General features: G+C 43.3%; 27 protein-coding genes and 1 pseudogene. 12 read left to right on the forward strand and 16 right to left on the reverse strand.

Features of this window, described 5'->3' with window-relative positions; all coding sequences use genetic code 11:
* Positions 1–182 precede the first annotated feature (182 nt).
* The 3 genes from FTU91_RS10450 (at position 183) to FTU91_RS10460 (ending at position 3,916) form a co-directional block, all read left to right on the forward strand.
* A complete protein-coding gene (locus FTU91_RS10450) occupies positions 183–1,340 on the forward strand; it encodes a glycerate kinase (protein ID WP_180082118.1) in 1,158 nt (385 codons plus the stop codon).
* 252 nt (positions 1,341–1,592) lie between these two features.
* Complete coding sequence (locus FTU91_RS10455) at positions 1,593–3,584, forward strand: ATP-dependent helicase (RefSeq protein WP_180082119.1); 1,992 nt, start codon at positions 1,593–1,595, stop codon at positions 3,582–3,584.
* 77 nt (positions 3,585–3,661) lie between these two features.
* Positions 3,662–3,916 (forward strand): RNA-binding protein, encoded by a 255-nt coding sequence (locus FTU91_RS10460; protein WP_180082120.1) that lies wholly within the window; start codon positions 3,662–3,664, stop codon positions 3,914–3,916.
* 27 nt (positions 3,917–3,943) lie between these two features.
* Here the strand turns inward: FTU91_RS10460 and FTU91_RS16605 are convergent, their stop codons facing one another.
* Positions 3,944–4,078: a hypothetical protein gene (locus FTU91_RS16605; RefSeq protein WP_257221714.1), complete on the reverse strand. Its 135-nt coding sequence runs from the start codon at positions 4,076–4,078 to the stop codon at positions 3,944–3,946.
* A 91-nt stretch (positions 4,079–4,169) separates the two neighbouring features.
* Between FTU91_RS16605 and FTU91_RS10465 the strand changes: the two genes are divergently transcribed.
* Both FTU91_RS10465 and FTU91_RS10470 read left to right on the forward strand, forming a co-directional pair.
* Complete coding sequence (locus FTU91_RS10465; protein WP_086195331.1) at positions 4,170–4,673, forward strand: DUF6586 family protein; 504 nt, start codon at positions 4,170–4,172, stop codon at positions 4,671–4,673.
* Between the two features lie 107 nt (positions 4,674–4,780).
* Positions 4,781–5,059, forward strand: coding sequence for a hypothetical protein (locus FTU91_RS10470; protein WP_180082121.1), 279 nt, complete (start codon positions 4,781–4,783; stop codon positions 5,057–5,059).
* A gap of 53 nt (positions 5,060–5,112) precedes the next feature.
* Here the strand turns inward: FTU91_RS10470 and FTU91_RS10475 are convergent, their stop codons facing one another.
* From FTU91_RS10475 to FTU91_RS10490, 4 genes are all read right to left on the reverse strand, one after another.
* Positions 5,113–6,831, reverse strand: a complete 1,719-nt coding sequence (locus FTU91_RS10475; RefSeq protein WP_180082122.1) for a cation:proton antiporter — start codon at positions 6,829–6,831, stop codon at positions 5,113–5,115.
* 150 nt (positions 6,832–6,981) lie between these two features.
* A complete protein-coding gene (rpmG, locus tag FTU91_RS10480; RefSeq protein WP_001205031.1) occupies positions 6,982–7,137 on the reverse strand; it encodes a 50S ribosomal protein L33 in 156 nt (51 codons plus the stop codon).
* Positions 7,138–7,149: 12 nt separating this feature from the next.
* The gene (rpmB, locus tag FTU91_RS10485) at positions 7,150–7,386 is read right to left on the reverse strand and encodes a 50S ribosomal protein L28 (RefSeq protein ID WP_086195334.1); all 237 of its coding nucleotides are present in this window, start codon (positions 7,384–7,386) and stop codon (positions 7,150–7,152) included.
* A gap of 162 nt (positions 7,387–7,548) precedes the next feature.
* Positions 7,549–8,997, reverse strand: a complete 1,449-nt coding sequence (locus FTU91_RS10490) for a coniferyl aldehyde dehydrogenase (RefSeq protein ID WP_180082123.1) — start codon at positions 8,995–8,997, stop codon at positions 7,549–7,551.
* Between the two features lie 116 nt (positions 8,998–9,113).
* Between FTU91_RS10490 and FTU91_RS10495 the strand changes: the two genes are divergently transcribed.
* The 5 genes from FTU91_RS10495 to FTU91_RS10515 all read left to right on the forward strand — a co-directional run bounded on the left by FTU91_RS10495 (position 9,114) and on the right by FTU91_RS10515 (position 12,804).
* On the forward strand, positions 9,114–9,815 hold the full coding sequence (locus FTU91_RS10495) for a TetR/AcrR family transcriptional regulator (protein WP_086195336.1): 702 nt from the start codon (positions 9,114–9,116) through the stop codon (positions 9,813–9,815).
* 78 nt (positions 9,816–9,893) lie between these two features.
* Positions 9,894–10,760 carry a formyltetrahydrofolate deformylase gene (purU, locus tag FTU91_RS10500; RefSeq protein WP_180082124.1) on the forward strand — a complete coding sequence of 289 codons (867 nt, stop codon included), beginning with the start codon at positions 9,894–9,896 and terminating at the stop codon, positions 10,758–10,760.
* A gap of 210 nt (positions 10,761–10,970) precedes the next feature.
* The gene (locus FTU91_RS10505) at positions 10,971–11,759 is read left to right on the forward strand and encodes an energy transducer TonB (protein WP_180082125.1); all 789 of its coding nucleotides are present in this window, start codon (positions 10,971–10,973) and stop codon (positions 11,757–11,759) included.
* A 20-nt stretch (positions 11,760–11,779) separates the two neighbouring features.
* Positions 11,780–12,400 carry a MotA/TolQ/ExbB proton channel family protein gene (locus FTU91_RS10510; RefSeq protein WP_180082126.1) on the forward strand — a complete coding sequence of 207 codons (621 nt, stop codon included), beginning with the start codon at positions 11,780–11,782 and terminating at the stop codon, positions 12,398–12,400.
* Positions 12,400–12,804 (forward strand): biopolymer transporter ExbD, encoded by a 405-nt coding sequence (locus FTU91_RS10515; protein ID WP_180082127.1) that lies wholly within the window; start codon positions 12,400–12,402, stop codon positions 12,802–12,804. Before FTU91_RS10510 ends, FTU91_RS10515 begins: the two co-directional genes overlap by 1 nt.
* Positions 12,805–12,870: 66 nt before the next feature.
* Here FTU91_RS10515 and msrA read toward each other — a convergent pair whose 3' ends face one another.
* The 5 genes from msrA to thyA form a co-directional block, all read right to left on the reverse strand.
* Entirely contained in the window at positions 12,871–13,395 is a 525-nt protein-coding gene (msrA, locus tag FTU91_RS10520) for a peptide-methionine (S)-S-oxide reductase MsrA (RefSeq protein WP_180082128.1), read from the reverse strand.
* Between the two features lie 115 nt (positions 13,396–13,510).
* The gene (locus FTU91_RS10525) at positions 13,511–13,972 is read right to left on the reverse strand and encodes an META domain-containing protein (protein ID WP_180082129.1); all 462 of its coding nucleotides are present in this window, start codon (positions 13,970–13,972) and stop codon (positions 13,511–13,513) included.
* Positions 13,973–14,068: 96 nt separating this feature from the next.
* Positions 14,069–15,136: a DUF4105 domain-containing protein gene (locus FTU91_RS10530; RefSeq protein ID WP_180082130.1), complete on the reverse strand. Its 1,068-nt coding sequence runs from the start codon at positions 15,134–15,136 to the stop codon at positions 14,069–14,071.
* Positions 15,137–15,164: 28 nt separating this feature from the next.
* The gene (locus FTU91_RS10535; protein WP_180082131.1) at positions 15,165–15,677 is read right to left on the reverse strand and encodes a dihydrofolate reductase; all 513 of its coding nucleotides are present in this window, start codon (positions 15,675–15,677) and stop codon (positions 15,165–15,167) included.
* A gap of 114 nt (positions 15,678–15,791) precedes the next feature.
* Positions 15,792–16,634 carry a thymidylate synthase gene (gene thyA / locus FTU91_RS10540; protein ID WP_180082132.1) on the reverse strand — a complete coding sequence of 281 codons (843 nt, stop codon included), beginning with the start codon at positions 16,632–16,634 and terminating at the stop codon, positions 15,792–15,794.
* A 641-nt stretch (positions 16,635–17,275) separates the two neighbouring features.
* Between thyA and FTU91_RS10545 the strand changes: the two genes are divergently transcribed.
* A complete protein-coding gene (locus FTU91_RS10545) occupies positions 17,276–17,797 on the forward strand; it encodes a CHAP domain-containing protein (RefSeq protein WP_180082133.1) in 522 nt (173 codons plus the stop codon).
* A gap of 100 nt (positions 17,798–17,897) precedes the next feature.
* On the opposite strand, the gene FTU91_RS10550 is transcribed toward FTU91_RS10545, so the two are convergent.
* Genes FTU91_RS10550 through FTU91_RS10560 form a run of 3 tightly spaced genes read right to left on the reverse strand, consistent with a single transcriptional unit; the run spans position 17,898 to position 22,641 of the window.
* Positions 17,898–19,301: an efflux transporter outer membrane subunit gene (locus tag FTU91_RS10550; protein WP_180082134.1), complete on the reverse strand. Its 1,404-nt coding sequence runs from the start codon at positions 19,299–19,301 to the stop codon at positions 17,898–17,900.
* An 11-nt stretch (positions 19,302–19,312) separates the two neighbouring features.
* Positions 19,313–21,295: a MacB family efflux pump subunit gene (locus FTU91_RS10555; protein WP_180082137.1), complete on the reverse strand. Its 1,983-nt coding sequence runs from the start codon at positions 21,293–21,295 to the stop codon at positions 19,313–19,315.
* A 2-nt stretch (positions 21,296–21,297) separates the two neighbouring features.
* A complete protein-coding gene (locus tag FTU91_RS10560; protein ID WP_180082135.1) occupies positions 21,298–22,641 on the reverse strand; it encodes a MacA family efflux pump subunit in 1,344 nt (447 codons plus the stop codon).
* A gap of 579 nt (positions 22,642–23,220) precedes the next feature.
* On the opposite strand from FTU91_RS10560, the gene FTU91_RS10565 reads away from it, so the two are divergent.
* Complete coding sequence (locus FTU91_RS10565) at positions 23,221–23,670, forward strand: bacteriohemerythrin (protein ID WP_166169211.1); 450 nt, start codon at positions 23,221–23,223, stop codon at positions 23,668–23,670.
* Here FTU91_RS10565 and holA read toward each other — a convergent pair.
* The 3 genes and pseudogenes from holA to FTU91_RS10580 form a co-directional block, all read right to left on the reverse strand.
* Positions 23,667–24,665: a DNA polymerase III subunit delta gene (gene holA, locus FTU91_RS10570; RefSeq protein WP_180044034.1), complete on the reverse strand. Its 999-nt coding sequence runs from the start codon at positions 24,663–24,665 to the stop codon at positions 23,667–23,669. The two genes, FTU91_RS10565 and holA, sit on opposite strands and share 4 nt — an antisense overlap.
* Positions 24,666–24,682: 17 nt before the next feature.
* The gene (gene lptE / locus FTU91_RS10575; protein ID WP_180044036.1) at positions 24,683–25,219 is read right to left on the reverse strand and encodes an LPS assembly lipoprotein LptE; all 537 of its coding nucleotides are present in this window, start codon (positions 25,217–25,219) and stop codon (positions 24,683–24,685) included.
* 170 nt (positions 25,220–25,389) lie between these two features.
* Positions 25,390–25,876: pseudogene (locus FTU91_RS10580) on the reverse strand (IS4-like element ISAbe18 family transposase); the annotation flags it as partial.

Below are 25,876 nucleotides of genomic sequence, written 5' to 3' on the forward strand. Positions count from 1 at the left end.
CATGAAATACGGTATTCTGATGTGACAAAACCTGAATCCTGGTCGTTAAAGTGTTTGTTTGCACTCATATTTTAACTGTTAGGACTCAGGTTTTTTTATTTAAAGCAAACTATGGGACAGCAGTGGCGTAGAGCGCTATTTTTTATTGTATAAAGATTTATTGCTTTCATTTTTTGTTGCTTATGCCTAAAACCTTTGTGCTTGCCCCCGATTCCTTTAAAGAAAGTATGACCGCCGAACAGGCCTGTCAGGCGATGCAGCGTGGCATTCAAAATGTATATCCAGATGCGGTGTGTATTTCGGTGCCCATTGCAGATGGTGGTGAAGGTACGCTGGATGCTTTGATCACAGCATTGTATGGACAGAAGATTGCATGTGAAGTCAGTGGTCCTTTTGCCTCGCAAAAAATCCAAACCTACTTCGGTTTAGTCGATGGGAGAAAAACAGCCATTATCGAAATGGCCAAAGCCAATGGCATCCATCTTTTAGAACCTGCCCAGCGCAATCCTTTATTCACCTCCACTTTGGGTACGGGAGAAATGATCAAAGCAGCTTTGGACTTGGGCGTCGCTAAAATCATTATTGGTTTGGGTGGCAGTGTCACCAATGATGGCGGAAGTGGTATGGCACAAGCCTTAGGCGTCAAGTTTCTGGATGCTCAAGGCCAAGCGGTTGCTTTAGGCGGTGGTCAGCTCGATCAGATTCAAAGTATCAATCTTTCCGGTTTGGATGCCCGTTTAGCACAGACTGAGATCGTTATCGCCAGCGATGTGAACAATCCTTTATGTGGTGCAAATGGTGCATCTGCTGTTTTTGGTTCGCAGAAAGGGGCGACAGCTGAAATGGTGAAAATACTGGACCGAAATCTTGCTCATTTTGCATATGTGATTGAATCAGCATTAAACATCAGCAAACAAAATATCGCAGGGGCTGGTGCAGCAGGTGGTCTAGGCTTTGGTTTGATGGTGTTTGCAGGTGCCAAGATTCGTTCAGGTGTAGAGCTGGTAATTGAACAGACCAAATTGACAGAAAAAATTGCTCAGGCTGATTATGTATTGACGGGTGAAGGCAAAATTGATTTTCAAACTAAATTTGGCAAAACACCATTTGGGGTGGCGCAGGTCGCGAAGCGATTGAATAAGCCTGTGATTGCTTTTGCGGGTCTAGTTGGCGATGGTATTGATGAACTTTATGACTTGGGTTTTAGTCAAATTATCGGGATTAATCCTCCTGAAATTTCAATGGAACATGCAATTGCGCATGCTTCAATGTATTTGGAAGAAGCAGTTGAGCAATATGTAAGAAACTATAATTTTAATGAACTTATATTAAATAGTTAAGACATCATCAAATTTGTGAAGTTCCTTCTCCCTCAGGGAGAAGGCTAGGATGAGGGGAGTTTTAAATAGTAACCTCTCCCTAACCCTCTCCTTAAAAAGGAGAGGGAATAACGATGGGCATTTGATTGAGTAAACACAGTATTCAGTTTTTGAAAAAATGCTTAAGGAATAAAAAAATGAATCAAGGCGTATTACTCAGGTTTTACTAAAACCTCTGTTAAACTATTCATCTCCCTAGCACGATGAGACACCATGAGTTTAGCCACCCTGATTAATGAATTAAACCCGCAACAAAAACAGGCTGCCACCACGGAGGCAAAGCATAGTCTGGTACTTGCAGGGGCAGGCTGTGGCAAAACCAAAACCATTGTGGCTCGTGCAGCTTACCTGATTGATCAAGGTGTACCAGCTAATCAAATTCAAATTTTGACCTTTACCCGCCGTTCCGCTAGTGAAATTGTGGCACGTGTCGAATTGGCTTTGGGTGAGCAGGCCAAAGGTTTACGCGCATCCACCTTTCATACTTTTTGTATGTATCTGCTGCGCCGTATTCCGAAAGCTTTTGGTCTGGAACAGTTTTCGATTATCGACCGTGATGATCAGTTGATGATGTTCCGCTTAATTCGCGGTAAGGATGATAAAAAAAATCCCAATGCACTGCCAAAACCGAAAGAGCTGTGTGATCTGTATTCCTTTGCCCGCAATACCCGACAAAAACTCAGTATTGCTTTAGAGAAACAGCATCCTGAATTTTTGGAATATAAAGATCAGATTGCTGACATTATGAAAGAGTATGAGGCACGAAAACGTGCGCGCAGCTTTCTGGATTATGACGATATTCTGGCAGTTGTGGCATCGGCACTGGCTCAATCGGAAGGTCTCAGTGATTATGTCGCCTCGATTTGCCAGCATATGCTGGTGGATGAAATGCAGGATACTAATCCGCTGCAATGGGCTTTGCTGGAACCATTAAAAGATAAAGTCAGCCTGTTCTGTGTGGGGGATGATGCCCAGTCGATTTACGGTTTTCGTGGCGCAGACTTTGAAAATATCCACCATTTTAAAGAACGCGTACCGGATGCACAGATTTTTAAACTGGAACAGAATTACCGTTCTACACAGCAAATTTTAGATCTGTCCAACTGGTTGCTTGATCAAAGTCCAATCAAGTATGAGAAACGTCTGGATGCACATCGTGGCGAGGGCATTAAACCCAAACTGCATATCTTCCCGAACGAGTTTGATGAAGCCAAATGGATTGCCATTGATATCAAAGAGCGGCATTTTCTGCAAGGCACGCCGTGGCATGATCATATGGTACTGGTGCGTTCCAGTTTTGCCGCACGTCACATTGAGGCGGCATTTATTCAGGCCAATGTGCCGTACCGTTTTATTGGTGGCATGAAACTGCTGGAAACCGCACATGTCAAAGACCTACTTAGTTTATTGCGGGTGATTGCCAATCCGCTGGATGATATTGCCTGGATGCGTTTTCTGACCTTATGGAATGGCGTGGGAGATGTTGGAGCCAGTAAGCTGGCGCAGCAATTATTGCAGCAGGACAATCCAGAACTGATTTTCGACAAACTGGAAAAATTTGGCCGCATTCCCGAGAAAACGCTGCTGATCATGAAGCAGATGTCGGTATTAAAAGATCAGGTGCAGGCTTGTGTCACTTTGGGGATAGAAGCACTGCTCGAACAGCTGGAAGAAAACTACGCCAAGAAAGACTGGTCGAAACGCATGGGTGATTTTGACCTGGTCAAGCAGCTGGCCACCAAACATGATCAGCTGAGTGAATTTCTGGAAGAATATGTGCTCGATCCAGTCTCGATCAGTGAAATAGAACGCCAGTCTGAAGATGATGTGGTGACGCTGATTACCATCCATTCGGCCAAAGGCACAGAACAGAAAATTTGTTATGTGGCCAATGTTTCTGCCGGACAGTATCCGCACGCACGTGCGCAAGGCAATTTTGATGAAGTGGAAGAAGAACGCCGGGTGCTCTATGTGGCTTTAACCCGTGCCAAAAATGAACTGATTTTAACCAAGCAAAATCTGAATCTTTGGGCGCGGGATCAGGTCGATGAACAGGGACGAAAAATTGAAAGCTATTTCCTGAATGACCTGACCCGCAACCTGTGTACGACCGAGACCCATTACAAGCCGCGTCAGCAAACCGTAAAAAGTGCCTTAATTGAGCGGCAATCGATTAATTTAGATTTTGGTATCGATCTCGATTAAACTATCTCAATATTGAAGTGCAAAAAGTAAGTAGGCGAGTGCTTTTTGGTTTTTTTAGCCTATTGAAAGGTCATCAGATGAAAATTTTAGTCCGTAATTTAGAACGTACAGTGACAGAAGCTGAATTGCTGGAATTGTTTAAGCAATATGGCACGGTAGAGTCATGCACCTTGGTTCTAGATGCTGCAACAGGTAAATCAAAGGGTTTTGCTTTTGTGGAAATGCCACATGGCCGTGAAGCGGTGAAAGCGATTAAAGGCTTAAATACCCTGCGTTTGCATGGAGCGGGGATTCGTGTGAAGCAGGCTGAAGACAAGCCAGCGGCGGAATAAAAACTAAAAGGAGCCATGCTCCTTTTTTTATGGATAAAATAACCAGGCTTTGATCAGGTTGAATTGGTCTATTGAATCCCCATCTCTTGATCTGGAAGGATGTAAATTCTTCTGGCTGAAATCATCCATGATCATTGAAGTGACACTCGATATCTCACTCATTGAAATGAATCTTCCACAATTTTTATTGTAATTTTTCTGAAAGACCGTTTAATCTTAACGGTGTAATCATGCCAAATCTTAGGAAATCACCATGTCTCGTGTTGCTCGCTTTCATGCCGATCGTACCAATCAGAAACTGTATTTTGCACGTCTTGCATGCCAACAAGCAGAACAAACCGATCATATTCAGCAAGCTCAGGCACATCGTGAAGCGGCGGTATTTCATTTGCATGGTGCGGTATTGGCATTTTTGCAGGAACTGGTTCGTTACTACCGTTTAAATGATTTTGCCCCGACCTTGAAATCGATTGAAGAACATATGGCAGAAAAAGGACAGATTTCGCCTGAAGTGACTGTGATGCAGCAGCTGGCGAAACAGGGTTTTATTGCCGAGCTAAAACGTGCCTACCGTATGTGTCAATATGCACCGGAACCGAGTGCTCCAGAACCTGAAGATGAAACCTCTTCCAACCTGATTATTAAAGTGACTCAAACGCCTCAAGCCTGGCTGCCGGATACCAAGATTCTTCGTGAATGGCATCGTGACCTGACCCAGTTAATTGACGGTTTTCGTAATGAGATGGTTGAATTTTAAACTTTAGCACCGGTACTCTTGAAGTTTCTGTCATCGACCTTATATAAATAGTCTAAGTAATGCAAAGTGCAACAGCCCTTTGCCACCATGTTGAACATGGAGGATATATGTCTATAGAACATTTGAAAGAATTATTTGGTAGTCAAGAAGCGATTTTAGAACTTGTTCAACTTGAAGGTGGTGAGTTGGCATTGCGAAATGCAGGCTCTGAAAAAGAACCGCTGGTCAAGATTCAGTTTAATGATCAGGTCAAAGCGTTACTTGGTGATCAAACGCAAGTAATTGCCCAGCACATGATGCAGGCGGCTTTGTTTGCCATGATGGAAAAGCAGGTCAATGAATGGCAGGCTGAAGTCATGGATGAACAGCCGAAGTATCTGAGCTAAACTTGTTTAAACCTAAAAAGCGCACTTTGGTGCGCTTTTTTATGGGCTGCTGATTAGTGTGTCGGTGCTTGATGATGCGCAATCTGAATCTGATTTAAAATATGATTGGTCATGTTGATGGCCATTTCTTCTTTGGCAAAATAAACCTGACCAATATTTTCACGGCGAATCACTTCAGCTTCTTCCTTGCTTTCGGCACATACCAATACCTGAATTTGTGGATTCAAGGTTTTGGCAATGTCGACAATTTTATGGATATCCAGAATATCCATTGGAGACAGTACCAGCAGGCGTGCATGCTGGATATGCGCCTGAATGAGTACCCCGGCTTCGGTCGCGTGTCCGGATACCGCCGCAATGCCTTTGTCACGTAGGCTTTCAACGATCTCACGGTTTTCCTCGGCAATTACCACTTTAATTTCTTGCTGCATTAAGGCTTTGGTAATACGACGACCGACTTCACCATGACCAACAATCACCACCTGATCACGCAAGTATTCTTGTGAGACTTCATCTGGCAACATCGATAGTGGGTCACCACTACGTTCAAGCAAGCGGGCCAAATGTGAGCGTTCACGAATCCAGTTTTGTACCGGTTCAATGGCAGAGAACACAAATGAATTTAGGGTAATCGAGATAAGCGCGCCGGCTAAAATCAGGTTTTGTCCTTCTAAAGACAATAGATTTAGTGAAACGCCTAAAGTTGCCAAAATAAAAGAAAACTCGCCAATTTGTGCAAGGCTGGCACCCACTGTTAAAGCGGTGTTAATTGGATAACGGAAGAACAGTACCAGTGCCATTGCTGCGATGGTCTTGCCAATCATAATAATCGCCACCACGGCCAGAACATGCCAGGGCTGCTGCACTAAAATCATGGGATCAAACAGCATCCCTACTGACACAAAGAATAAAATCGAGAAAATTTCACGTAAGGGTAAAGTTTCTTCTTCGGCACGATGGCTGAAATCGGACTCTTTCACCACCATCCCGGCGAAGAAAGCACCCAGTGCCATCGACACACCAAAAACCTTATAAGCACCAAAGGCTATAGAAACCGCAGCGGCCACTACGGTCAAGGTAAACAGTTCACGCGATCCCAGACGTGCAACGATCTGCATAATCCAGGGTATCAGACGTTTACCTACAATCAGCATAAAGGCAATAAAGCCGGCTACTTTCAATAGGGTGACAGCTAAAGTCATCCAGATATTGGCATTTGGGTCTGAGCCGGAAATGGCTGTTCCACCCAGTAAAACTGCAGTGGCAGGGAGCAGGACCAGTACCAGTACCATGACCAGATCTTCAACCAATAACCAGCCCACAGCAATCTTGCCGTTTACAGAGTTGATCAGACCTTGGTCTCCCAAGGCTTTCAGGAGGACCACGGTACTGGCACAGGACAGGCTTAGACCAAACACCAGTGCCGAGCCAAAACTCCAGCCCCAGATCATCGTTACGCCTATCCCAAGTAAGGTTGCTACAGCAATTTGCAGAACTGCACCTGGTAAGGCAATACGGCGTACCTGCATCAGGTCGGTTAAGGAAAAATGCATGCCAACCCCGAACATCAGGAACATGACCCCAAGTTCAGCCAGCTGGTTGGCAAGATGAATATCGCCTACAATGCCTGGTGTATTCGGGCTAATCACAATACCCGCAACTAAATAGCCAATCAGGGGAGGAAGATGAATACGTGCAGCAATATAGCCAAAAATGAGTGCCAGTCCAAAGCCAACGGCAAGTAATATAATCAGATCTACATCATGAGGCACTAAAGACTCCTTAAGCTTGAGCCAAAGTTAAGGGTAAAAAAGAATAAGCACAAAAAATGCCAAAAAAGAATGTCTAGAAGTGTAACAAGTCGGGTAAAAAAAATGCAAAAAAAACGACCCGGAAGGGCCGCTTTTTTCAAGAAGTCAAAATTATTTAATTTTAGCTTCTTTGAAGATTACGTGTTGACGGATTTTTGGATCAAATTTTTTGATTTCCATTTTTTCCGGCATAGTACGTTTGTTCTTAGTCGTAGTATAGAAATAACCTGTACCAGCTGAAGAAACTAGGCGAATTTTATCACGCATTGTACTGACTCCTTAGATCTTTTGACCTTGAGCACGAAGATCAGCAACAACCTTTTCAATGCCCAATTTGTCGATAATACGCATACCCTTAGTGGTTAAACGAATACGTACGAAACGTTTTTCGCTTTCTAACCAGAAACGGTGGTGATGCAGGTTCGGCTCGAACCGGCGTTTGGTTTTGTTATTGGCGTGCGAGACATTGTTTCCAACGACTGGACGCTTGCCGGTAACTTGGCAAACCTTAGACATGGTGAACTCCATTGCTAGACAGCACCGATTGTGCGGCTAGTCATTAAAAGTAAACGGATGAAATCATTCAAGGGGCGTTTTATACCAAAAATACGCTTAAAAGACAAGCGAATTTAAGAAAAACGCGGCATGATCATGTGTGATAGATCATGCCTTGATCAGTTATCGAAGAAGGGTCTTGGAAATTAGTTTGTGAATCGGCTTGTTAAACGGTGGGAGAATGAATTTTAAGCTATACAGCTTTGGATTAGACATTACTGACCGTTCATGCGACAAACTGAAGAAACCTTCTGGACCATGATATTTGCCCATACCTGAAGCACCGACCCCACCAAAAGGTAAGTCATCCTGTGCTACATGGGTTAATACCATATTCTGTCCGAAATGCCCTGAATGAGTATGCTGTGCGACATAGTCGGCACGCGCCTGATCAAAGTCGAAATAGTATAATGCAAGTGGACGAGGACGGCTATTAATAAAGTCAATCACATCGTCAATTTGATCATATTCGAGAATAGGAAGGATCGGACCAAAAATTTCCTCTTTCATAATCCGCATTTCCGTTGTGACACCGGTCACGACGGTTGGCGCAATTTTTTGAACCTTGCTTAAATCTTCATGTGCCGGATTTAATTCAATAATTTTAGCGCCATGGGTACGGGCATCTTCCAGATAGCCCTGCAGGCGGTTGTATTGTTTGTCATTAATAATCGAGGTGTAATCCTGATTGTATTCAATACTTGGATACATCTCTTCCACACAGGCTTTAAAATGTTCAACAAATTCGGCGGTTTTACCTTTAGGCAGGAACATATAGTCCGGTGCCACACAGGTTTGACCTGAATTCCACAGTTTACCTGCAGCCAGGCGCTGTGCCACATCTTGCAAATCAATAGAAGGATGAACCAGTACCGGTGATTTTCCGCCCAGTTCTAAAATTACCGGCACCAGGTTTGCTGCGGCTGCTGCCATGACGGTTTTACCAATTTCGGTTGAACCGGTAAAAACAATTTTATCAAAGGCTAAATGGCTAAAAGCATCGGAAACTGGTCCGCCACCATTAATCACGGCAACCAGTTCGGTCGGAAATGCTTCACCTAATGCTTTTTCCAAGGCACGACCAAAATGGCTGGAGGCACTAGAAATCTTGATCATGGCATGGTTACCGGCGGCAATTGCACAAATCAGTGGACCAACCGACAACAATAATGGGTAGTTCCATGGAGCAATAATCCCGATCACACCCAAGGGTTGATATTGCACCCATGCTTTTGCCGGCTGATGGATAATTCCAACATGGCGCTTCGAAGGTTTCATCCAGCCGGTCAAATGCTTGCTATAATATCTGATCTGTTCAAGGCAGGTGAGTAGTTCACCGATTTTGGTTTCACCAATAGAACGGTTACCATAGTCCTGATTAATTGCTTCAGCAAATTGATCTTGATATTTAACTAAGATACGCTTGAGGCGTGCTAAACGGTCAATCCGCTCTTTTGCCGATGGAAAGGAATGACGCAGGTAAGCGTGCTTTTGCTGTTCTAGTACGTCGTGTAAGTGCTGAATATTAAACGAATGTGGTGTCATTGAAGTTGTTTTTGTCTGACTGTTCATGACCTGCTACCATTGAATAAAAAGCGATTAATTTAATTTTTAGAGTAAAAACTCTAAATAGTCAAGTTACTTTATGTGTTAGTTCGCTAACCTATTGAATGAATGGTTACTTTAGGATGTCTCACTCCAAAACGGTGAAAACCAAAGAACGTATTTTACAGCTCAGTTTACAGTTATTTAATGAACGCGGTGAGCGTTCGGTAACAACCAATCATATTGCAGCTGAACTAAATATGAGCCCGGGTAATTTGTATTACCATTTTCGCAATAAAAACGAAATCATCAAAGAGTTAATGGAGCAGTATCAAGGCGAAACTCTGGAGATGCTGGCATTGCCTGATGATCGTCCGCTTGATGCCAACGATAAAATTCGTTATTTTCAGGTGCTGAGCAGCCAGCTTTGGGCCTATCGCTTTTTGCATCGTGATGTTTATCATTTGGTTGAAAATAATGAAGATTTTAGAAAAATGTATCCACGCTTTGCCGGACAGGTGATGCAGCAGGGGCAAAAAATCTATAAAGCTTTCGTGAATGCGGGCTTAATGGAAATGACAGACTCAGAAATTGAAGCCCTGATTATTAACTTGTGGATTGTTTTGACCAACTGGACCAACTTCCTGTATATGTCAGGTCATATTACCGATTCGAACCATCTGGAAGAAAAGTGGGTCTGGCAGGCATTACGTCAAATGGTATTTCTGGAAGGGGCTTACCTGCGTGGTGAAAGCCGTCAAACCTATGAACATTTACTTGAAACGCTTGGCCCTTCAGAGCTTTTTGAAAGTTTATCGTCCAGTAAAAAACATGATGCAGGCTAGCCTATTTAGAAAGCCTAAAAAAAGCGTTAGAATACTCGGCTTGTTTTTCAATTTAACTGATTAGTGATATTAACCAACATGAATATGTCCACTGCTAACACGGCACGTTTACTGATTACTTGTGAAGATAAACCAGGTATCGTGCAAGCTGTTTCGAGCTTTTTGTATCATCAGGGAGCAAATATTACCGCACTTGATCAATACGCGACTGAAGCTCAGGGCGGACGTTATTTCATGCGTGTTGAATTTGAACTGGAAAATTTGCAAAGCCGTAAAGAAAGTTTAACCCAGACTTTTGCCACCAATGTGGCAGAACGCTATGACATGCACTGGCGTCTGGCACTGGTCAGTGATGTGAAAAAAGTCGGGATTCTGGTTTCTAAAGTCGATCATGCCTTGCTTGAGCTGTTATGGCGTCATGCGCGTGGCGGTTTACCATGTGAAATTACCAAAGTGGTTTCAAACCATGACACCTTGCGTGAAGCAGTAGAAAACTTTGGTATTCCATTTGAAGTGGTGCCGGTGAATAAAGAAAATAAACGTGAAGCCTATGCCAAAATTGATGAAATCATGCAGGGCAACGATTTACTGATTCTTGCGCGTTATATGCAAATTCTGGATGAAGAGTTTGTTAAAAACTGGGAAATGAAAATTATCAACATCCACCATTCTTTCTTGCCAGCCTTTGTTGGTGCGAACCCGTATAAACAGGCCTATGATAAAGGGGTGAAACTGATTGGTGCAACAGCGCATTATGTGACTGCTGACCTCGATCAGGGCCCGATCATTGAGCAAGATGTAGAACGAGTAAATCACGATTTTACCGTCGATCAACTACGTGAACTCGGACAAGATGTGGAACGTAATGTTTTGGCTCGTGCAGTGAAATGGTATCTGGAAGACCGTATTATTGTGGATGGCAACAAAACAGTTGTTTTTCAATAAATATTGCTAAAAATACCAGTTTAAAAGGCATGTTTTAGGCATGCCTTTTTCGTTTTCGATTCAAAAAACTCATCAAAACGGGCATTTTAATAGTTGCAAATGAAAACACTTCTCATTTATTATTACCATGCTTTAATTGTACTAACCGATGAGCCTGATTGCTGCAATCTTTATAGATCTACAATCGCTTAAATTAGGTAACTGATTTTAATGAGTCAATCCTCCGCTCTAAAGATGCAAACTCCCAATCCAATGAAAAAGAAAATGATCACTGCTTTGCTTGCGGTGGTGGTGGGTCACATGGGCGTGTTGTGGGCGGTAGGGCACATGAAAACTCCGGAACTGAAACCGATTGAAAAAGAACCGTTAAAGGTGCGTTTTGTAAAAATTCAAGAGCCAGCAAAACCGCTACCACCAAAGCCTAAAGCGGAACCGAAAAAGGAACCCCCAAAACCGAAAGAAGTGAAACAGGTTGAAATTGTAAAAAAACAGCTTCCACCCCCACCGAAAAAGGTAGAAAAGGTTCAACAAGTTAAAAAAGCAGAAACACAGAAACCCGTGATCAAACCGGTGGAAGCACCATCCAAACCGACAGTAACGACCGCGATTTCTGAAACCAAAGTGGTGAAACCTGTTCCGGTGACACCTCCACCTGCGCCAGTTACACCGCCTGCACCGGTTGCGCCTCCTGCATTGCCATCACCAAAAAATGTTTCGATTGGTGGTTCAGGCGTGCAATGGAGTCGTTCTCCTAAACCATCCTATAGCAATAGCGACCTGCAAGGGCAAACGCGTACAGCCATGGTGTATATTGAAGCGAATGAAAAAGGGGTAATTACCTCAGTGCGTATGGTACGTTCGACCGGTGTTCCTGCTTTAGATGAAAAGATTTTACGCTCAGTGCGTAGTTCCAAATTCAAACCGTACAAAGAAAATGGCGTGGCTTATCCAATCAAGGCTAACCTCCCATTGGAATTGACAGTGAATCCACGCGGCTAACATTTATTAGGAGTTCGAGTATGAACTTTTCAGTTTATTGGCAACATGCTGATGCAGTGAGTAAAACCCTGTATTTCGTGTTATTGGCAATGTCGATTGCGACATGGACCATCTTCATTTTACGTATAATGGGGACTCGCCAACTGAAGCAACAAGCTTATGCTCAACTTTCTCAAGCGTTAAGCAAGTTAAAAGCAAAATTTGCAGCTTTGAATTTTGAACAACGTAAAGCGGTCGCTGAACAGGCGTTGTTGCGTCAAATTTCAGTTGAAAAATCCAATGCTGAAAAAGGTGTGGCAGTTTTGGGTACCATTGCTTCACTGGCACCGTTTGTGGGTTTGTTTGGTACGGTTTGGGGTATTTTCCACGCGCTGGTTGCAGTAGGTAAGAGTGGTCAGGCAGGTCTGGCACAAGTGGCGACACCTGTTGGTGAAGCCTTGATTATGACCGGTCTAGGTTTGGCTGTCGCGATTCCTGCGGTACTGGCTTATAACATGTGTACCCGTGCCAATCGAAGTTTGTCACACGAGTTACAAGATCAGGCACACAGTTTGTTGATTGATACCATGTTGCAACAGGACAGTGCAGCTCAGGTAGAAACTAAAGCAGCAGCAAACAATCTGGTGGGAGGTCAGGCTTAATGGGCTTTCAATTGGGCGAAGACAACGATGTAGGTATGAATGAGATGAACCTCATTCCACTGATCGATATTATGTTGGTATTGATGATCATCTTCCTTGTGACAGCAACCGTTGCTAACCCGTCAATTCCATTAACCTTACCTAAAACAACAGCAGATATTACGGATTTGCCGCCTAAAAACGTCACCATCAGTATTAATGCCAGTGGAGAGGTTGCCTGGAATGGCAAGGTGCTCACGCTTGATGAATTGCAGACGAAATTTAACCAAGCGGGTCAGGAACAGCATCAGCCAACCATTATTTTGAAAGCAGATAAAGAATCACGTTATGATACGGTTGCACAAGTGATGTCTCGTGCGAGCGAAGCAGGGCTCAGCGATATTGCTTTTGCGACTGATAACTAATCTGATCCTTTAAAAAAGCGACCTTTAAGGTCGCTTTTTTATGGCTAGAATTTTCTACACAGTCGCTTATTCCGGTTTCAGCAGGTCCTGAAACTTGCTGCGCAATTTCATTAATTTCGGAGGGATGGTGAAATTGCAATAGCCTTGCGCAGGATTGCGAGCAAAGAAATTCTGGTGATATTCTTCGGCAGGGTAGAACTGCGGTGCAGGGCTTAGTTCAGTCACAATATTGAGACCTTCTGCTTTCAGGGCATTAATTGTGTGTTGTGCCTGCTGTTGCTGTTCATCATTAAAATAATAAATCACAGAACGATATTGAGTGCCGATGTCATTACCTTGACGGTTTAAGGTCGTTGGATCATGCGTGGTAAAAAAGACATCTAACAGCTGAACGAAGCTTATTTGCGTTTCATCATAATCAATCAGAATGACTTCGGCATGGTTGGTATCGCCACGGCAAATATCATCATAACTCGGATGTTCAGTATGGCCACCAGCATAACCACTGACCACTTTTTCCACACCTTTTAACTGTAAAAAAACGGCTTCGACACACCAGAAGCATCCACCACCGAATAAGGCCTGTTGCATAGTTTGATCCTGTATTTGCTTATTGTTTTTAATATAGAGGCTTTCTATGAAGCTAAAATGTATTGAAACATTTTAAACACAAAAGCCTGAGCTTTCAGGCTTTTATTTGAGCAGTTTAACGTGGTTGCACCGGACTGGTAAATTGCAGCAGCACGTTGCCGTAGCGATCAAGCAATTTAAGCGTTTTCCCGAAAACCTGATAGTGGGCTACTTTAGCCAAGGCTGCATTAAATTGTTCAGACGGATTGTTATTGTCCAGACAGGCCATTTTAGTCCCTGCCATTTGACTGAGCACCAGGGTATCTCGACCTGCTGCATAGCTGCCCATAATACGATTGCAGCCATCGGCACCGCTGACACGTTTAGTTATGGCATCAAATTGTAAACTTGGAATATTGTGTGCAGTCGGTGCTGTCTTGATTGCGGTATTGCCAATATGGGTGGCAATCCAGCTACGGTTTTGCAGTTGCACTAAATTGGCAGTTTCAATGGTAGCAGATGCACTTGGTGTGGTTTCACAACCTGTCAAAGCAATAGCAGTGCCCAGTATGCCAACAGCAAATATTTTTTTTAACATATTGGAGTTCTCATTCTTGGTTTAACTTGGAGTCTATATAAACAAAAAAACAGGCTTTTCACTAGGATTAAATGGATGTTTTTTATATTTTTAATTTTAAAACTCAGCTGATTCGTCTGTTATTGCTACTGGGATGCCCTGACGAATCAGGCGTGAATATTGTGTGCTGGGGATATTCTTTAACTGGCTGACGCGCGGGTTAATGTAGGCAATCTTATACCACTGTTTCATGCTTAAGTCATGGGAAATGGCATTCAAGTCACAGAGGTAATTAGGTAAATATCCTGAAGCCAGCAGGCGGTAATTTGTTGGGAAAGGTCTTTTGGATATTGCCTGTACCATGTCAAATACCAGCGTGGTGCAGTTACTGGTTAGGCTGTTATACCATTTTGGCTGATGTTTTAATTCATTGGCTTTATGCAGATATTCTTCAAACAGGGCACGTATTTCACTTTTTGGCATATTAATTGGAAAAAAATAGACCTGTTCGGCACGAATATTGCTGCGGGTATAAATCAGATCCTTTTCATCTGCTGCGATCAGACTGAGTTCGTATTTTCTGAAGAAACCGCCATACGTGGAAAATTCTTCATTTTTCTGTTTGCGAATTTCAATTGAAAAGGTCAGCGGCGGGCTGTTGGCAAAATCGAAACTGACCAGCGTATGGGCAATGCGTGGTCCCATCCAGTACGATGTAATGATATTTACACCGTTAATCTGGTTTAAATCAAACTGCCGGGTTTCCCAACGTTCATCATAACTGCCATCCGCATGCCAGTTAAAATTGCGTACATTGTGCAGTGTAACCAGATTGCCCTGTTGCTCATAAGACAGTATTTGGGCAACTTCCGGATTCCATTCACGATCCTGTCTGGCTTGCAGACCAAAATACCAGAGTAAGCCGACAAGAAAGAACAGAACATAGATCAGTACATCAGTCTGACGATTCAAAACATATTGGGTGATATAAAGGGCGAGTATGCTTAAGGCAAAAGCGATCCAGATGCCGATCAGTAATCGTGTGACTAAGCCGCCAAAGGGTTGCTGAAACCATAAGGCCAGACATAGCCAAATAGAGGACATAATAACGAACAGACCGAACGCAGTGTGGAGTAGCACCATGCCCAAGGCAAGAATAAATTCTCTTGTTCCAGTATTATGCATATTTGACTGTTATCTATAATTATTGCCTTTATTTTCGGTAAGTTGCGAACTCAAAAGCAATCCCGGTTTTGTCGTCAATATGTTGTTCTGAGGCGACCTTTTTAAATTCAGCTGGAATTTCCGGATAGTAGGCATCGCCTTGAACGTCCAGTTCAACATGGGTCAGCTCTAAACGGTCGGCAATGTTCATGGTCTGTTTAAAGATTTCACCGCCGCCAATCACAAAGATTGATTCAGGTTTTTCTGATGCTTGCACATCGGTAACGGCTTGAGCCAAGGCATTTTCAATCGAGTAGGCCACTTTGGTGCCTTCAAATGACCAGTTGCTGTCACGGGTAATGACCCAGTTGACCCGTTTTGGCAAAGTGCGGCCCATAGACTCTAAGGTCTTGCGTCCCATGACCACCACACCGCCTTGAGTGATTTCCTTAAAGTGTTTGAGGTCAGCTGAAATGTGCCAAGGCAGATCATTATTTTTGCCAATGCAGCGCTGTTGATCCATGGCCACAACATGCACAACTTCTAAATTTTGGAAGGTCATAAAGTTCGCCTTATCTGATTATATTCCCGGATTTTTTTATTCAATTCCCCCTTTTTTTTTAAAGGGGGAATTAGGGGGATTAGGAATTTAAGTGGAATGATGAATGAGAAAAAATTAAACCGCTACTGGCGCTTTAATGCCGGGATGTGATTCATAGCCGACAATTTCAATATCTTCAAATTTAAACGCGAAGATATCTTTAATTTCTGGATTCAGTTTCAATTGGCAAAGCGGCAAAGGTTCACGGCTAAGTTGTAATTGAGCCTGTTCAAAATGGTTTACATATAAGTGGGTGTCGCCACCGGTCCAGACAAAGTCACCAACATCTAAACCGCAAACTTGCGCAATCATGTGCGTGAGCAGGGCATAGCTGGCGATATTAAATGGAACGCCTAGAAACACGTCGGCACTACGTTGATAAAGCTGGCAGGATAGTTTGCCATCTTGTACAAAAAACTGGAACAGGGTATGGCAAGGTGGCAGGGCAACCGTTCCCGCTTCTTTCGGATTCCAGCCTGACACAATTAAACGGCGTGAATTGGGATTGGTTTTAATTTCGTTGATCAGCCATGTGATCTGGTCAAAACCATCCTGTTCATATAAACCATTTTCTTTTTTGCTTGCGCCAAAATTACGCCACTGATGACCATAAACCGGCCCCAATTCACCTTCAGGACGGCCAAAACGCGCCGTTTGTTCTGCAGTAGCCCATTCATCCCAAATCGTAACTTTGTTGTCTTGCAGATATTTAACGTTGGTATCGCCTTTGAGAAACCACAACAGTTCAATCACGATGGAACGAAAATGCACTTTTTTGGTGGTCAATAAAGGAAAACCTTGAGAAAGATCAAAGCGCATTTGGTGACCGAATACTGAACGTGTACCTGTGCCCGTGCGGTCGCCTTTATCGCCACCGTTGTCCAGGATATGTTGTAAAAGGTCTAAATATTGACGCATGTCTCTCTCATAATATTGTGAATTTCTTGTGGCACATATTAGCCTTTTTTTACCGGGGAGGAAACTGTATCCATTGAGGGAGAAAGCAAGTTTAAAATATGGTGATAATTTTTATAAATAAATGATTTATATGTTTTTTGTTGGTGTTTGCAAAGTGGTATAAATACTAGGGCCTAATCTTGACGGTGTTTAATTAAAAGTTATAGGGGGAAGGAAAATGGATTACATTTTATTGAATGTATTTTTCCCGGGCTTGATAAAAAATCTGATAGGCCTGCCAATAGCCAAGAATAAAAACATGGGTTCATCACTTAAATGAAGTAAAGCATGTGTGGAGAAAGCAATACACGATCTGCTAAATGCCAGATTGTGTATTTATTCTGTTCAATCCCAGCAATTTATCAATTGAAAATCCGGATTTCAATGACAGCGCAATGTGGATGGAGTGAGGATAAAATAAATTTATCAGCAGTATTGGATGATAAAAAACTACAAAAAATAGTCAGTTAACTCACTTATCGGTAATTTATTTATATTTAATTACATTTGTTATATGAAAAATCACATTTTAGGGGTTACCATCTTGCCGTCGAAATGAGTGAAAAGCCGGTAGTTTCAGGCTTAGGAGTGTTTGGTAAAGAATGGTTTATGATCATAATGTAAACATGAGTGCAGTTCATGCTCCTGTTCAGGCAAACATCATAATTCGTTCCCAATCGGGTAAAAATTCGAAAAAATCTTCAGAATTTCAGACTGGGCAGGCCATAGCTAAAAAGAATGTGCTTGCAAAGAATGGCCAGCGAATTGATATCAGTAAATTCACCGATTTCTTGCAGTCCGTTTCTTCAACCAGCAGTTCACAAAAATGTGCCAAAAGTATCAGACTTGCTTTGGAGTCGGCGGGTGCAAGATTTCAAAGTCATCCCGTCGCTGCGGCAGACTGGGGAAATACCTTGATGAAAATTGGTTATCGAGAAATTAATCCTAAGTTCGATGCCCCGAAAGAAGGTGATATTTATATTATTGATCGAACCGGCAAGCATGTGTATGGACATATTGCAGGATTTAACGGCAAGCAATGGGTATCTGACTTTAAGCAAAGAAGTTATGATGTTTATAATGAAAAAGGCCTGACCTATAAATATTACCGCCCGAGTTTTTAATTTTTAAAAAGTTAAAAATAGCCAAATAGAACATTTTCTCAGAAATTTTTCTGAAATAAAAAAGATGCCCAAATGGCATCTTTTTTATTTCACTTTTAACTTAAGGCAACGGTTTGACTGGACTGCCGCCTAAAGCCTGCATCAAGGTGACATAGGCATTGTATTGGCTCTGTTTGGTTTGAACCAAAGACAAACGGGCATTACGAGTGGTTTCCTGCGCATCGAGCAGGTTTTTCAAGGCAATGGCACCATTGCGGTAACGTACTTCAGTTAGACGCTCGGTTTTCTCTGCAAGCTGTACATTGCGCTCTTGCAGAGCCACCTGTTTGTTTAATTCTGTACGGGCAGACAGGGCATTTTCCACATCTGCAAAGGCCTGATACAGGTTTTGACGGTACTGGACAATCGCTTTTTCATAATCTAGGTTACTGATCGCCAGATCTTTTTTCATGTCGTTATATTGCAGGAAAGGCAGGCTGAGATTGGCACCCAAAGTTAATACCGGATTTTGCAAGAGACTGGTTAAAGATGTGCTGGAAGAGCCCAGGTTTCCGGTCAGGTTAATGGAAGGATAATAACTGGCTTTGGTGGCATCTTTAGTGGCAAGTGCCTTGCGTAAACGCAGTTCACTGGCTTGTAAATCCGGACGACGTGACAACAGCTCTGCTGGTAAACCTGCAGAAATAGCCGGTAGGGCAATACGCGGTAAACGTTGCGGTTCGGCAATATTGAGCTGCTGTATAGGTTGATGCATCAACGCTGCTAATGCTGTTCGGGTTTCGACTTTCTGCTGTTCAATCTGACTTAAGGTCGCTTTTTGGCTTTGCACCGATTGTTCCGCTGAGGTTAAGTCCAGACCGGAAACCGCGCCGGCACGATATTGGCTGCGCACCAGCTCAAAGATTTTTTGCGTACTGGCTAGGTTTTGTCCGGCAATTTGATAGCGTTCATTTAAGTAACCCAACTGCCAGTATAAATTGGCAGTCGTCGCCACCAGACTTTGTGCAGTAGCTTGCAAGTCCTGTTCAGTCGCTAAAGCTTCCCATCTGCTGGCTTCGGTTTGACGTGCCAGCTTTCCGAACAGGTCCATTTCATAACTCACGCCGCCACTTAAAGACAGGCCACGTGAAGCGTCATCACCGGAATTCAGATCAACGGTATGTCCAGCGGAAACACTTGAGCTGACCCGTGGACCTTGCTGGTTTTTTGTCAAACCAGCCTGTAAACGTGCCTGCTGCAAATTAATCCCTGCAACAGCCAGATCGGGATTGCTGGCCAGAACCTGATTGACCAGCTGGTTCAGCTGCGCATCACCAAACAAGGTCCACCATTGATCGGCATAGACATCGGCATGCACCTGCTGACTGAGTGCTTTGCTATTCTGGAAGCTGCCTGGAATATTCACGGCAGGCTGTTCGTACGGTGTTTTAACCACCGCAGCACAACCCACCAATGATCCAGTTAAAATAAGGCTAGCAATAAGTTTGGTAAAATTCATTTGCATTCTAGGTATCCTTATTCGCGAGAAAGTGCATCGACAGGATTGAGCTGTGCTGCATTACGGGCAGGGATAAAGCCGAAGATAATCCCGATCATGCTTGAGCAGATAAAGGCCGCTACAATAGAGGTGGTGGAATAAGCCATCTGGAAGGTACCGCCAGCAAAATGACTAAACAGCTGTCCAATACCTAAAGATAAAAGCACCCCCAATATTCCGCCTAAAATACAGACCAGTACTGCCTCAATCAGGAACTGCTGCAAGATGTCACTTTGCCGTGCACCGACGGCCATACGCACGCCAATTTCCTGAGTACGTTCAGTTACAGAGACCAGCATGATGTTCATAACCCCAATACCGCCGACAATCAAGGAAATTACTGCAATTGCAGACACCAACAAGGTCATGGTTTGCGTGGTTTGCTGAATAGTTTCACGGATACTGTCTGCATTCTGGGTAAACACATCCTGTGCGCCGTGACGTTGTACCAATAAATTTAAAATAGCATTTTCAGCTGCCGCACTTGGGTATTCATCTTTGACCCGGACAATGATGCTACGTACATTCGCCTGTCCTAACATACGGCTCATCACTGTGGAGTAGGGTAGGTAAACATTCAGGCTGTCTGAATTACCCATCATCGATTTTTGTGCTTCAACTACGCCAATAATACGACTGGGAACACTGCCCAACAGAATGACCTGACCGACAGGGTCGGTACCATCACTAAAAAACGTCTTTTTGGTATTGTCATCAATCACCACGTCCTGAGCACGTTCAGTCACGCCTTCTTTGTCAAAAGGCTGTCCTGAGGCAAAGTTCATACCTTTTACATAAAAGAAGTCTTCACTGACACCATTCACTGTGGCAGAAGCTTCGGTATCCTTAAAACGTGCGGTGATGTTGCTGGTGACAGAAGGACTGACCCCATCAACATACGGCTGTTCGGCCAAGGCATCAGCATCGGCAGGAACCAGGGTTTTAGCCTGGGAAGTTTTGGAGTTATCCCCAAATCCACGACCTTGATAGACGGTAATGGTATTGGTGCCGAGGCTACTGATATTTTCCAGAATCTTTTTTTGTGAACCATTACCCAGTGCGACCACGGATACCACCGATGCAATCCCGATAATGATCCCAAGCATGGTCAGGAAGGTCCGCATACGGTGGGCGTTCATGGCCAGTAAGGCCATGTGGAAAGCTTCGCCTAGCCGGTCCGCCGCAGAGCGCCACGAAGACGTTTTTTTCTGTGCAGTTTGTTCTAAGGTCTGTTTTTCTAAAACTTCATCTGTGGCAACTTCAGGCACATTCGGTTTATCTGAAATAATGTTACCGTCACTAATTTCAATAATACGCGAGGCATTTTTGGCAACGTTATGATCGTGGGTAACGAGGATGATGGTATGACCTTTGGCATTCAGCTCGCGCAAAATACGCATCACCTCAATACCACTATTTTTATCCAGTGCACCGGTCGGTTCATCGGCCAGAATCACGTCACCGCCGTTCATCAAGGCACGTGCGATAGAAACACGCTGCTGCTGGCCACCGGAAAGCTGACTGGGGCGGTTTTGGGTCTTTTCAGCCAATCCTAGGTCCGAGAGCAGCTGGGTGGAGCGCTGTTGACGGGCAGAGGCATCGACACCTGCATAAATGGCCGGAACTTCTACGTTAGCTGCCGCGCTTAAATCGCCCAACAGGTGATAACGCTGGAAAATAAAACCGAAATATTCACGGCGCAATTGTGCCAGTTCATCTGCTTCCAATTGACGTGTTTCACGCCCTTTGACCTGATAGCTACCTGAGGTGGGTTGATCCAGACATCCCAAAATATTCATCAGGGTGGATTTACCTGAACCGGACTGCCCGACAATCGCGACCAGTTCTCCCGGGTAAATCTCAAGATTAATGCCCTTTAAAATCTGAATGGTGCTTTCCCCAGCGGGGAATTCACGAGTCAGATCTGTGACCTTGAGCAAAGGCTGTTGATCTTGACTCATCATTACATTCTCACTGGACCGGCACCACCACCTACACGGTTACTGCGTTTGGCAGCATCATTTGATGTATCGGAAGCATCTGCAATCACCACTTGGTCACCTTGTTTCAAGCCTTTAATCACTTGAGCAGTGACACGGTTGTTCAAGCCGACCAAGACAGGTTGCGGTTTTGCAGTACCGTCAGCCTGCACTACACGAACCATCGACATGGAAGCCTTGCCTTGTTCAATCAGTGATTTTTCTTCCGCAGACAGTTGCAAGCGTTTAGGGCGGTCAGTTTGCGCTTGATCATGATCAGTCGGATTTTGTTGTTTTGCCTGGTCCGTATTACGATCAGCACGCTTGCCTTGAGGGCGATTTGAACTTTGCAAAGCTGCTGCAGGTACAGTCAATACATTTTTTGCTTCAGCCAAGACTATATAGACTTGCGCAGTCATATCAATACGCAGTTTGCCATCTTCATTGGGTACATCAAACAGGGCGTTGTAATACACCGCCGTGCTTGAAGACGAAGTGGATGAGTTATTGCTTTCCGTATTGATAGAGTTCGGTGCCGGTTCTACCTGGCGTAGTTTGGCATAATGTTTTTTATCGCTATTGCCCAAGGTGGTGAAATACACGGTTTGACCTTCTTCAACTTTCATCACATCAGCTTCAGAAATTTCAGCTTTAATCGTCATGTTGTCGAGCTTGGCCAGTTTGACAATGGTCGGTGCACTTTGATTGGCGTTAACGGTTTGACCTTCTTCAGTCACAATTGCCACGATGGTGCCATCCATAGGTGCAACAATCCGGGTGTAGCCCAAGTCTTCTTTCGCTGTTGCCAGGGTTAAGCGTGACTGTTCAATCTGGGCATTAATGGCCAAAATTTCCGCTTGGGCAGTTTTATAGCTGGCCAATGCAGCCTCAAGTTCTGCACGAGAAGTTGCATCTTGCGCATACATGGCTTGCTGGCGTTGATATTCAGCTTGAACTTTCGCCAAGTTTGCCTGTTTGACTGCCAGTTGAGCCTGCTGGTTTTTAATGCTTGCTTCAGCCGTTTTCAGGTCATTTTCCTGACGAATCGAATCAATTTGCGCAATTAATTGACCTTGTTTGACCTGGTCACCCAATTGCACATACATTTTTTTCACCTGACCTGAAACCTGCGCCCCGACGCTGACCATTTTGGTGGCTTCAAGTACACCGGTTGCAAGTACAGAGTCTTCAATATCACCACGCGTGACTTCACTACTAATGTATTGCGGCGCTTGTTCTTTTGGTTTTAAAAAGAACCAGGCGGTGACCGCAATAACAAGAATACTGACTATGGCGACAACTATTTTAGACGGTTTTATTTTTGGCATAGTGAGCTAATAAATGAGGAAAATTGCAGCAATTATAAAAGCTAAATAAGGATAAAACGTGAACTTTTTAAAAACAAATGAGAATTATTTTCTTTTTGAAGTTCTCTTGAAAATTTACTAAACAGAGAGTTGATTCCTTTTTAACAAAACTTTTAGCATGAATGAATAGAGGAGAGAAATTTTATTAAATTTCGATTCCATCAATTTTCTAAAAGATGGTTTTCAGCCTGATGCTTGAGTTTTTCAAAACGCTGCTGAGAAAGTGGAATATCGTTCACTGAATCCGTGGTATCAAGATGCATTGGATTTTAGTCGAATGATAATGAATTTATTTAATGATTTTTATTTAAATAGCTTTTTCGTGCTGGAGATGTTGATTTCTTTTTTACCTTCACCCTCCTGAACTTCAAACTGGTAGACATAATTTAAAAAATCTTTGTTTTATCTCTAGATTTAAATAAAAAAGTTTGTAGTATTAAACCCATAAAATAATTATGGGTTTAATAATAAGAGCATTAATCCCCATAATTATGCGAAAAAGATCATAACTTTAATATGAAAATTTGTAAGAGGTAAGTGATGGAATGGAATGAAACCTATAATATTGGGATTGATGTGATTGATAATCAGCATCGTCAGATCTTGGATTATATTAATGCTTTGGAGCAGGTGAAAAATACGGGGCAGCGCGATAAAATTAAAGAGGTTTTGGAGGATTTAATTGACTACACCCAGTCGCATTTTAGCTTTGAAGAAAATTTGCTGGAACAAGTCAGTTATCAATACTTACCATCACATCGTGGTATCCATGACTTATTTGTAAAACGTCTGAATGATTACCGCCTGAAATTTGAAAAAGGTGAATCCATTGAAAAAGACTTATATCGTCTGCTGTCCAAGTGGCTGATCAACCATATTCAGCATGATGATCAGGATTATGTCGATGCAGTGCGAGACAATATGTTGAGCTATTTACGTAAACAAGAAGAGAAAAAAGGCAAAAGCTGGTTTTCACGTTTCTTTAGTTAGGCGCTTGGCGATAAAAATAAGGTTTGACCACACATGCTGCTAATTGCTTGCAGAACCAGATGTTCGGGGTTTTCTTTGCCTAAACCTTTTATTGAAGCATCAATGCGTAACAACAGGGATGGCCAAGTCAGGAAACAGTTCGGATTGAGCCGTCTTAAGGCTTGTTGATATTGGCTAACTTTATTTTTCCAGATGCCCAACTGTAAGGCATTGTGTGGCTGTTCAAAAAGTTGCATGAGTAAACGCATTTCTTTGCTGATGCTCCACAAGATCAGGCTCATCGGTTCACCCGAGGCAATTAAATACTGGAAAATTTTAATTGCCTGAGCCAGATTGCCTACAAGCAGGGCATCATTTAAATCATAAGTGGTGTAGCGCGATTGATCTTGTAGACATGAATACAAATGATCAATCTGGATGATCTCCACATCGGCAAAAGTATCGCTGACGCGCATGAGACTGTTTTTTGCAGCCAGCAGATTGTGCTCGTGGTGCTGTTCCAGCCAGGCCCAGGCATCAGGGGCCAGTTTGATGCCCAGCTTTTCGGCTTCAATACTTAAAATCCGTTGCCGGTCTTGCGGATAATTGGCTGCAAGTGGCACTGTCACGCCATTGGCATCCACTACCTGAAAAAAACTGGATTTTAGGCTGCTGCTGTCCTGTTTCGGCATTACCACCAATAGCAGGTTTTGTTCATTATGCTGGATATAGCTTTTTAGTTGCTTGATGCCATTGGCATCAGGCTTGATATTGCCATGTACTTCAATAGCCAGTTGTGTGGAAAACAAGGACAGGCTGTTTAAAGCATTAAAGACATTTTTCCAGTCACTGACATTGCCAATATCATAACGCTGACGTTCAATTTCCTGTTTTTGCCAACTCTGCCGGAAAGCATCAAGTAAATTTTGTTCGAGCAGAGGTTCCTGACCATACATAATCCAGGCACCGCGAGCTTCATCAACACGTTTGAGTGCTTGGGGATAGTCAAGTTTCATAGCGCGATTTTCTATATTTAAGGTTGGGTCGTAGAAGCCGCTGGTTTGGTCACGACTTTGGGTAAACGGTTGGATGAAATCTGACGCACAATTTGCTGTGCCACATCATCAACAATCACTTGATTGAGGTACTTCTGTTCCTGATCATCCGTGTTTACCGTAGCCACATCATATTGATAGCTGCGTGAAGCTATGATGGCACGCGGTTCAGTAACCGGATTACCTTGTGCATCTTCAATACGGAAAGTCACGGTTAAGCGCAGTAGGGTTTCCACCAGTTTGCCATTCAATTCGTGACGCTGTGGGGTGTAATCTAGTACACGCAATACATAAGCATCGGGACTATTGCTCAGCTGAATACCTGTTGCACCCAAATAAATTGCAAGTTTTTCATGCAATTGTCCTGCATTATCCGGCAATGCCAATTTCATTTTAGAATAAGCCATAGGAGCAGTTGTCGGGTTGGTCCCTTTTAAATGAAAGCCACAGCCCACTAAGCCTGCACTTAGACCACAAGTTAAAACAATTGCTGCTAAACGTTTGCCCAAATGCATGCGTTGTCCTCTGTATTGTTCTTCAAAGCAAAAAAGGAAGATCGAAAAATATGTAGTGATTGTATGTGCAAAGCCCGTTGATTGACAACGGGCTTTGTTTGGGAATTGTGAAATCTCCCCTAACCCCTCTTTGATAAAGAGGGGAAAGCCCATTGCTGTCCCACAATTTTTCACAAGAGGAAGCTCATTTGAGCTTCCTCTTGTTTTATGGGTATTTTATCGGGTGAAAATAAAGCTTTTAAAGTTCTTCTTTCAAACAAATTCACTTGAATTATTCTGAGTAAACGTTGAACTGTCCAACCTGTTTTCCCTAAATGTTGAGCGAAACTCACCAATAAATAGGCGATCATCGCAATCCAGATTTGTGTCTGAATTGCGTTCCTGCTGCGGCCTAGAAACGCTTTTAATTTGAGATTCTGCTTAATCGCCTTAAAGAACAGCTCAACTTTCCAACGATCTTTATAAATCGCCGCAATGGTGGAGGCGGCTAAATGAAAGTTATTGCTGAGAAAGCTAAAGTGCTTGCCACTTTGCTGATCTCTATATTCAATTCTTCTTAACACTGGGGCTTTTCTTTTTAGGGCATGTGCGCTATTCAGCTGAATGGTTTCATCTTTTAGAATACCTTTGGATTCAAGCACTGGATGTTGCTGGATC

The organism is Acinetobacter sp. YH12201, from assembly GCF_013418145.1.
Taxonomy (GTDB): Bacteria; Pseudomonadota; Gammaproteobacteria; order Pseudomonadales; family Moraxellaceae; genus Acinetobacter.

What these genes read in the sequence shown, in the direction of transcription:
- FTU91_RS10450 (WP_180082118.1), top strand. Translation starts at nt 183, where the DNA reads ATGCCTAAAACCTTTGTGCTTGCCCCCGATTCCTTTAAAGAAAGTATG.
- FTU91_RS10455 (WP_180082119.1), top strand. Translation starts at nt 1,593, where the DNA reads ATGAGTTTAGCCACCCTGATTAATGAATTAAACCCGCAACAAAAACAG.
- FTU91_RS10460 (WP_180082120.1), top strand. Translation starts at nt 3,662, where the DNA reads ATGAAAATTTTAGTCCGTAATTTAGAACGTACAGTGACAGAAGCTGAA.
- FTU91_RS16605 (WP_257221714.1), bottom strand. Translation starts at nt 4,078, where the DNA reads ATGAGTGAGATATCGAGTGTCACTTCAATGATCATGGATGATTTCAGC.
- FTU91_RS10465 (WP_086195331.1), top strand. Translation starts at nt 4,170, where the DNA reads ATGTCTCGTGTTGCTCGCTTTCATGCCGATCGTACCAATCAGAAACTG.
- FTU91_RS10470 (WP_180082121.1), top strand. Translation starts at nt 4,781, where the DNA reads ATGTCTATAGAACATTTGAAAGAATTATTTGGTAGTCAAGAAGCGATT.
- rpmG (WP_001205031.1), bottom strand. Translation starts at nt 7,137, where the DNA reads ATGCGTGATAAAATTCGCCTAGTTTCTTCAGCTGGTACAGGTTATTTC.
- rpmB (WP_086195334.1), bottom strand. Translation starts at nt 7,386, where the DNA reads ATGTCTAAGGTTTGCCAAGTTACCGGCAAGCGTCCAGTCGTTGGAAAC.
- FTU91_RS10490 (WP_180082123.1), bottom strand. Translation starts at nt 8,997, where the DNA reads ATGAACAGTCAGACAAAAACAACTTCAATGACACCACATTCGTTTAAT.
- FTU91_RS10495 (WP_086195336.1), top strand. Translation starts at nt 9,114, where the DNA reads ATGTCTCACTCCAAAACGGTGAAAACCAAAGAACGTATTTTACAGCTC.
- purU (WP_180082124.1), top strand. Translation starts at nt 9,894, where the DNA reads ATGAATATGTCCACTGCTAACACGGCACGTTTACTGATTACTTGTGAA.
- FTU91_RS10505 (WP_180082125.1), top strand. Translation starts at nt 10,971, where the DNA reads ATGAGTCAATCCTCCGCTCTAAAGATGCAAACTCCCAATCCAATGAAA.
- FTU91_RS10510 (WP_180082126.1), top strand. Translation starts at nt 11,780, where the DNA reads ATGAACTTTTCAGTTTATTGGCAACATGCTGATGCAGTGAGTAAAACC.
- FTU91_RS10515 (WP_180082127.1), top strand. Translation starts at nt 12,400, where the DNA reads ATGGGCTTTCAATTGGGCGAAGACAACGATGTAGGTATGAATGAGATG.
- msrA (WP_180082128.1), bottom strand. Translation starts at nt 13,395, where the DNA reads ATGCAACAGGCCTTATTCGGTGGTGGATGCTTCTGGTGTGTCGAAGCC.
- FTU91_RS10525 (WP_180082129.1), bottom strand. Translation starts at nt 13,972, where the DNA reads ATGTTAAAAAAAATATTTGCTGTTGGCATACTGGGCACTGCTATTGCT.
- FTU91_RS10530 (WP_180082130.1), bottom strand. Translation starts at nt 15,136, where the DNA reads ATGCATAATACTGGAACAAGAGAATTTATTCTTGCCTTGGGCATGGTG.
- FTU91_RS10535 (WP_180082131.1), bottom strand. Translation starts at nt 15,677, where the DNA reads ATGACCTTCCAAAATTTAGAAGTTGTGCATGTTGTGGCCATGGATCAA.
- thyA (WP_180082132.1), bottom strand. Translation starts at nt 16,634, where the DNA reads ATGCGTCAATATTTAGACCTTTTACAACATATCCTGGACAACGGTGGC.
- FTU91_RS10545 (WP_180082133.1), top strand. Translation starts at nt 17,276, where the DNA reads ATGGTTTATGATCATAATGTAAACATGAGTGCAGTTCATGCTCCTGTT.
- FTU91_RS10550 (WP_180082134.1), bottom strand. Translation starts at nt 19,301, where the DNA reads ATGCAAATGAATTTTACCAAACTTATTGCTAGCCTTATTTTAACTGGA.
- FTU91_RS10555 (WP_180082137.1), bottom strand. Translation starts at nt 21,295, where the DNA reads ATGAGTCAAGATCAACAGCCTTTGCTCAAGGTCACAGATCTGACTCGT.
- FTU91_RS10560 (WP_180082135.1), bottom strand. Translation starts at nt 22,641, where the DNA reads ATGCCAAAAATAAAACCGTCTAAAATAGTTGTCGCCATAGTCAGTATT.
- FTU91_RS10565 (WP_166169211.1), top strand. Translation starts at nt 23,221, where the DNA reads ATGGAATGGAATGAAACCTATAATATTGGGATTGATGTGATTGATAAT.
- holA (WP_180044034.1), bottom strand. Translation starts at nt 24,665, where the DNA reads ATGAAACTTGACTATCCCCAAGCACTCAAACGTGTTGATGAAGCTCGC.
- lptE (WP_180044036.1), bottom strand. Translation starts at nt 25,219, where the DNA reads ATGCATTTGGGCAAACGTTTAGCAGCAATTGTTTTAACTTGTGGTCTA.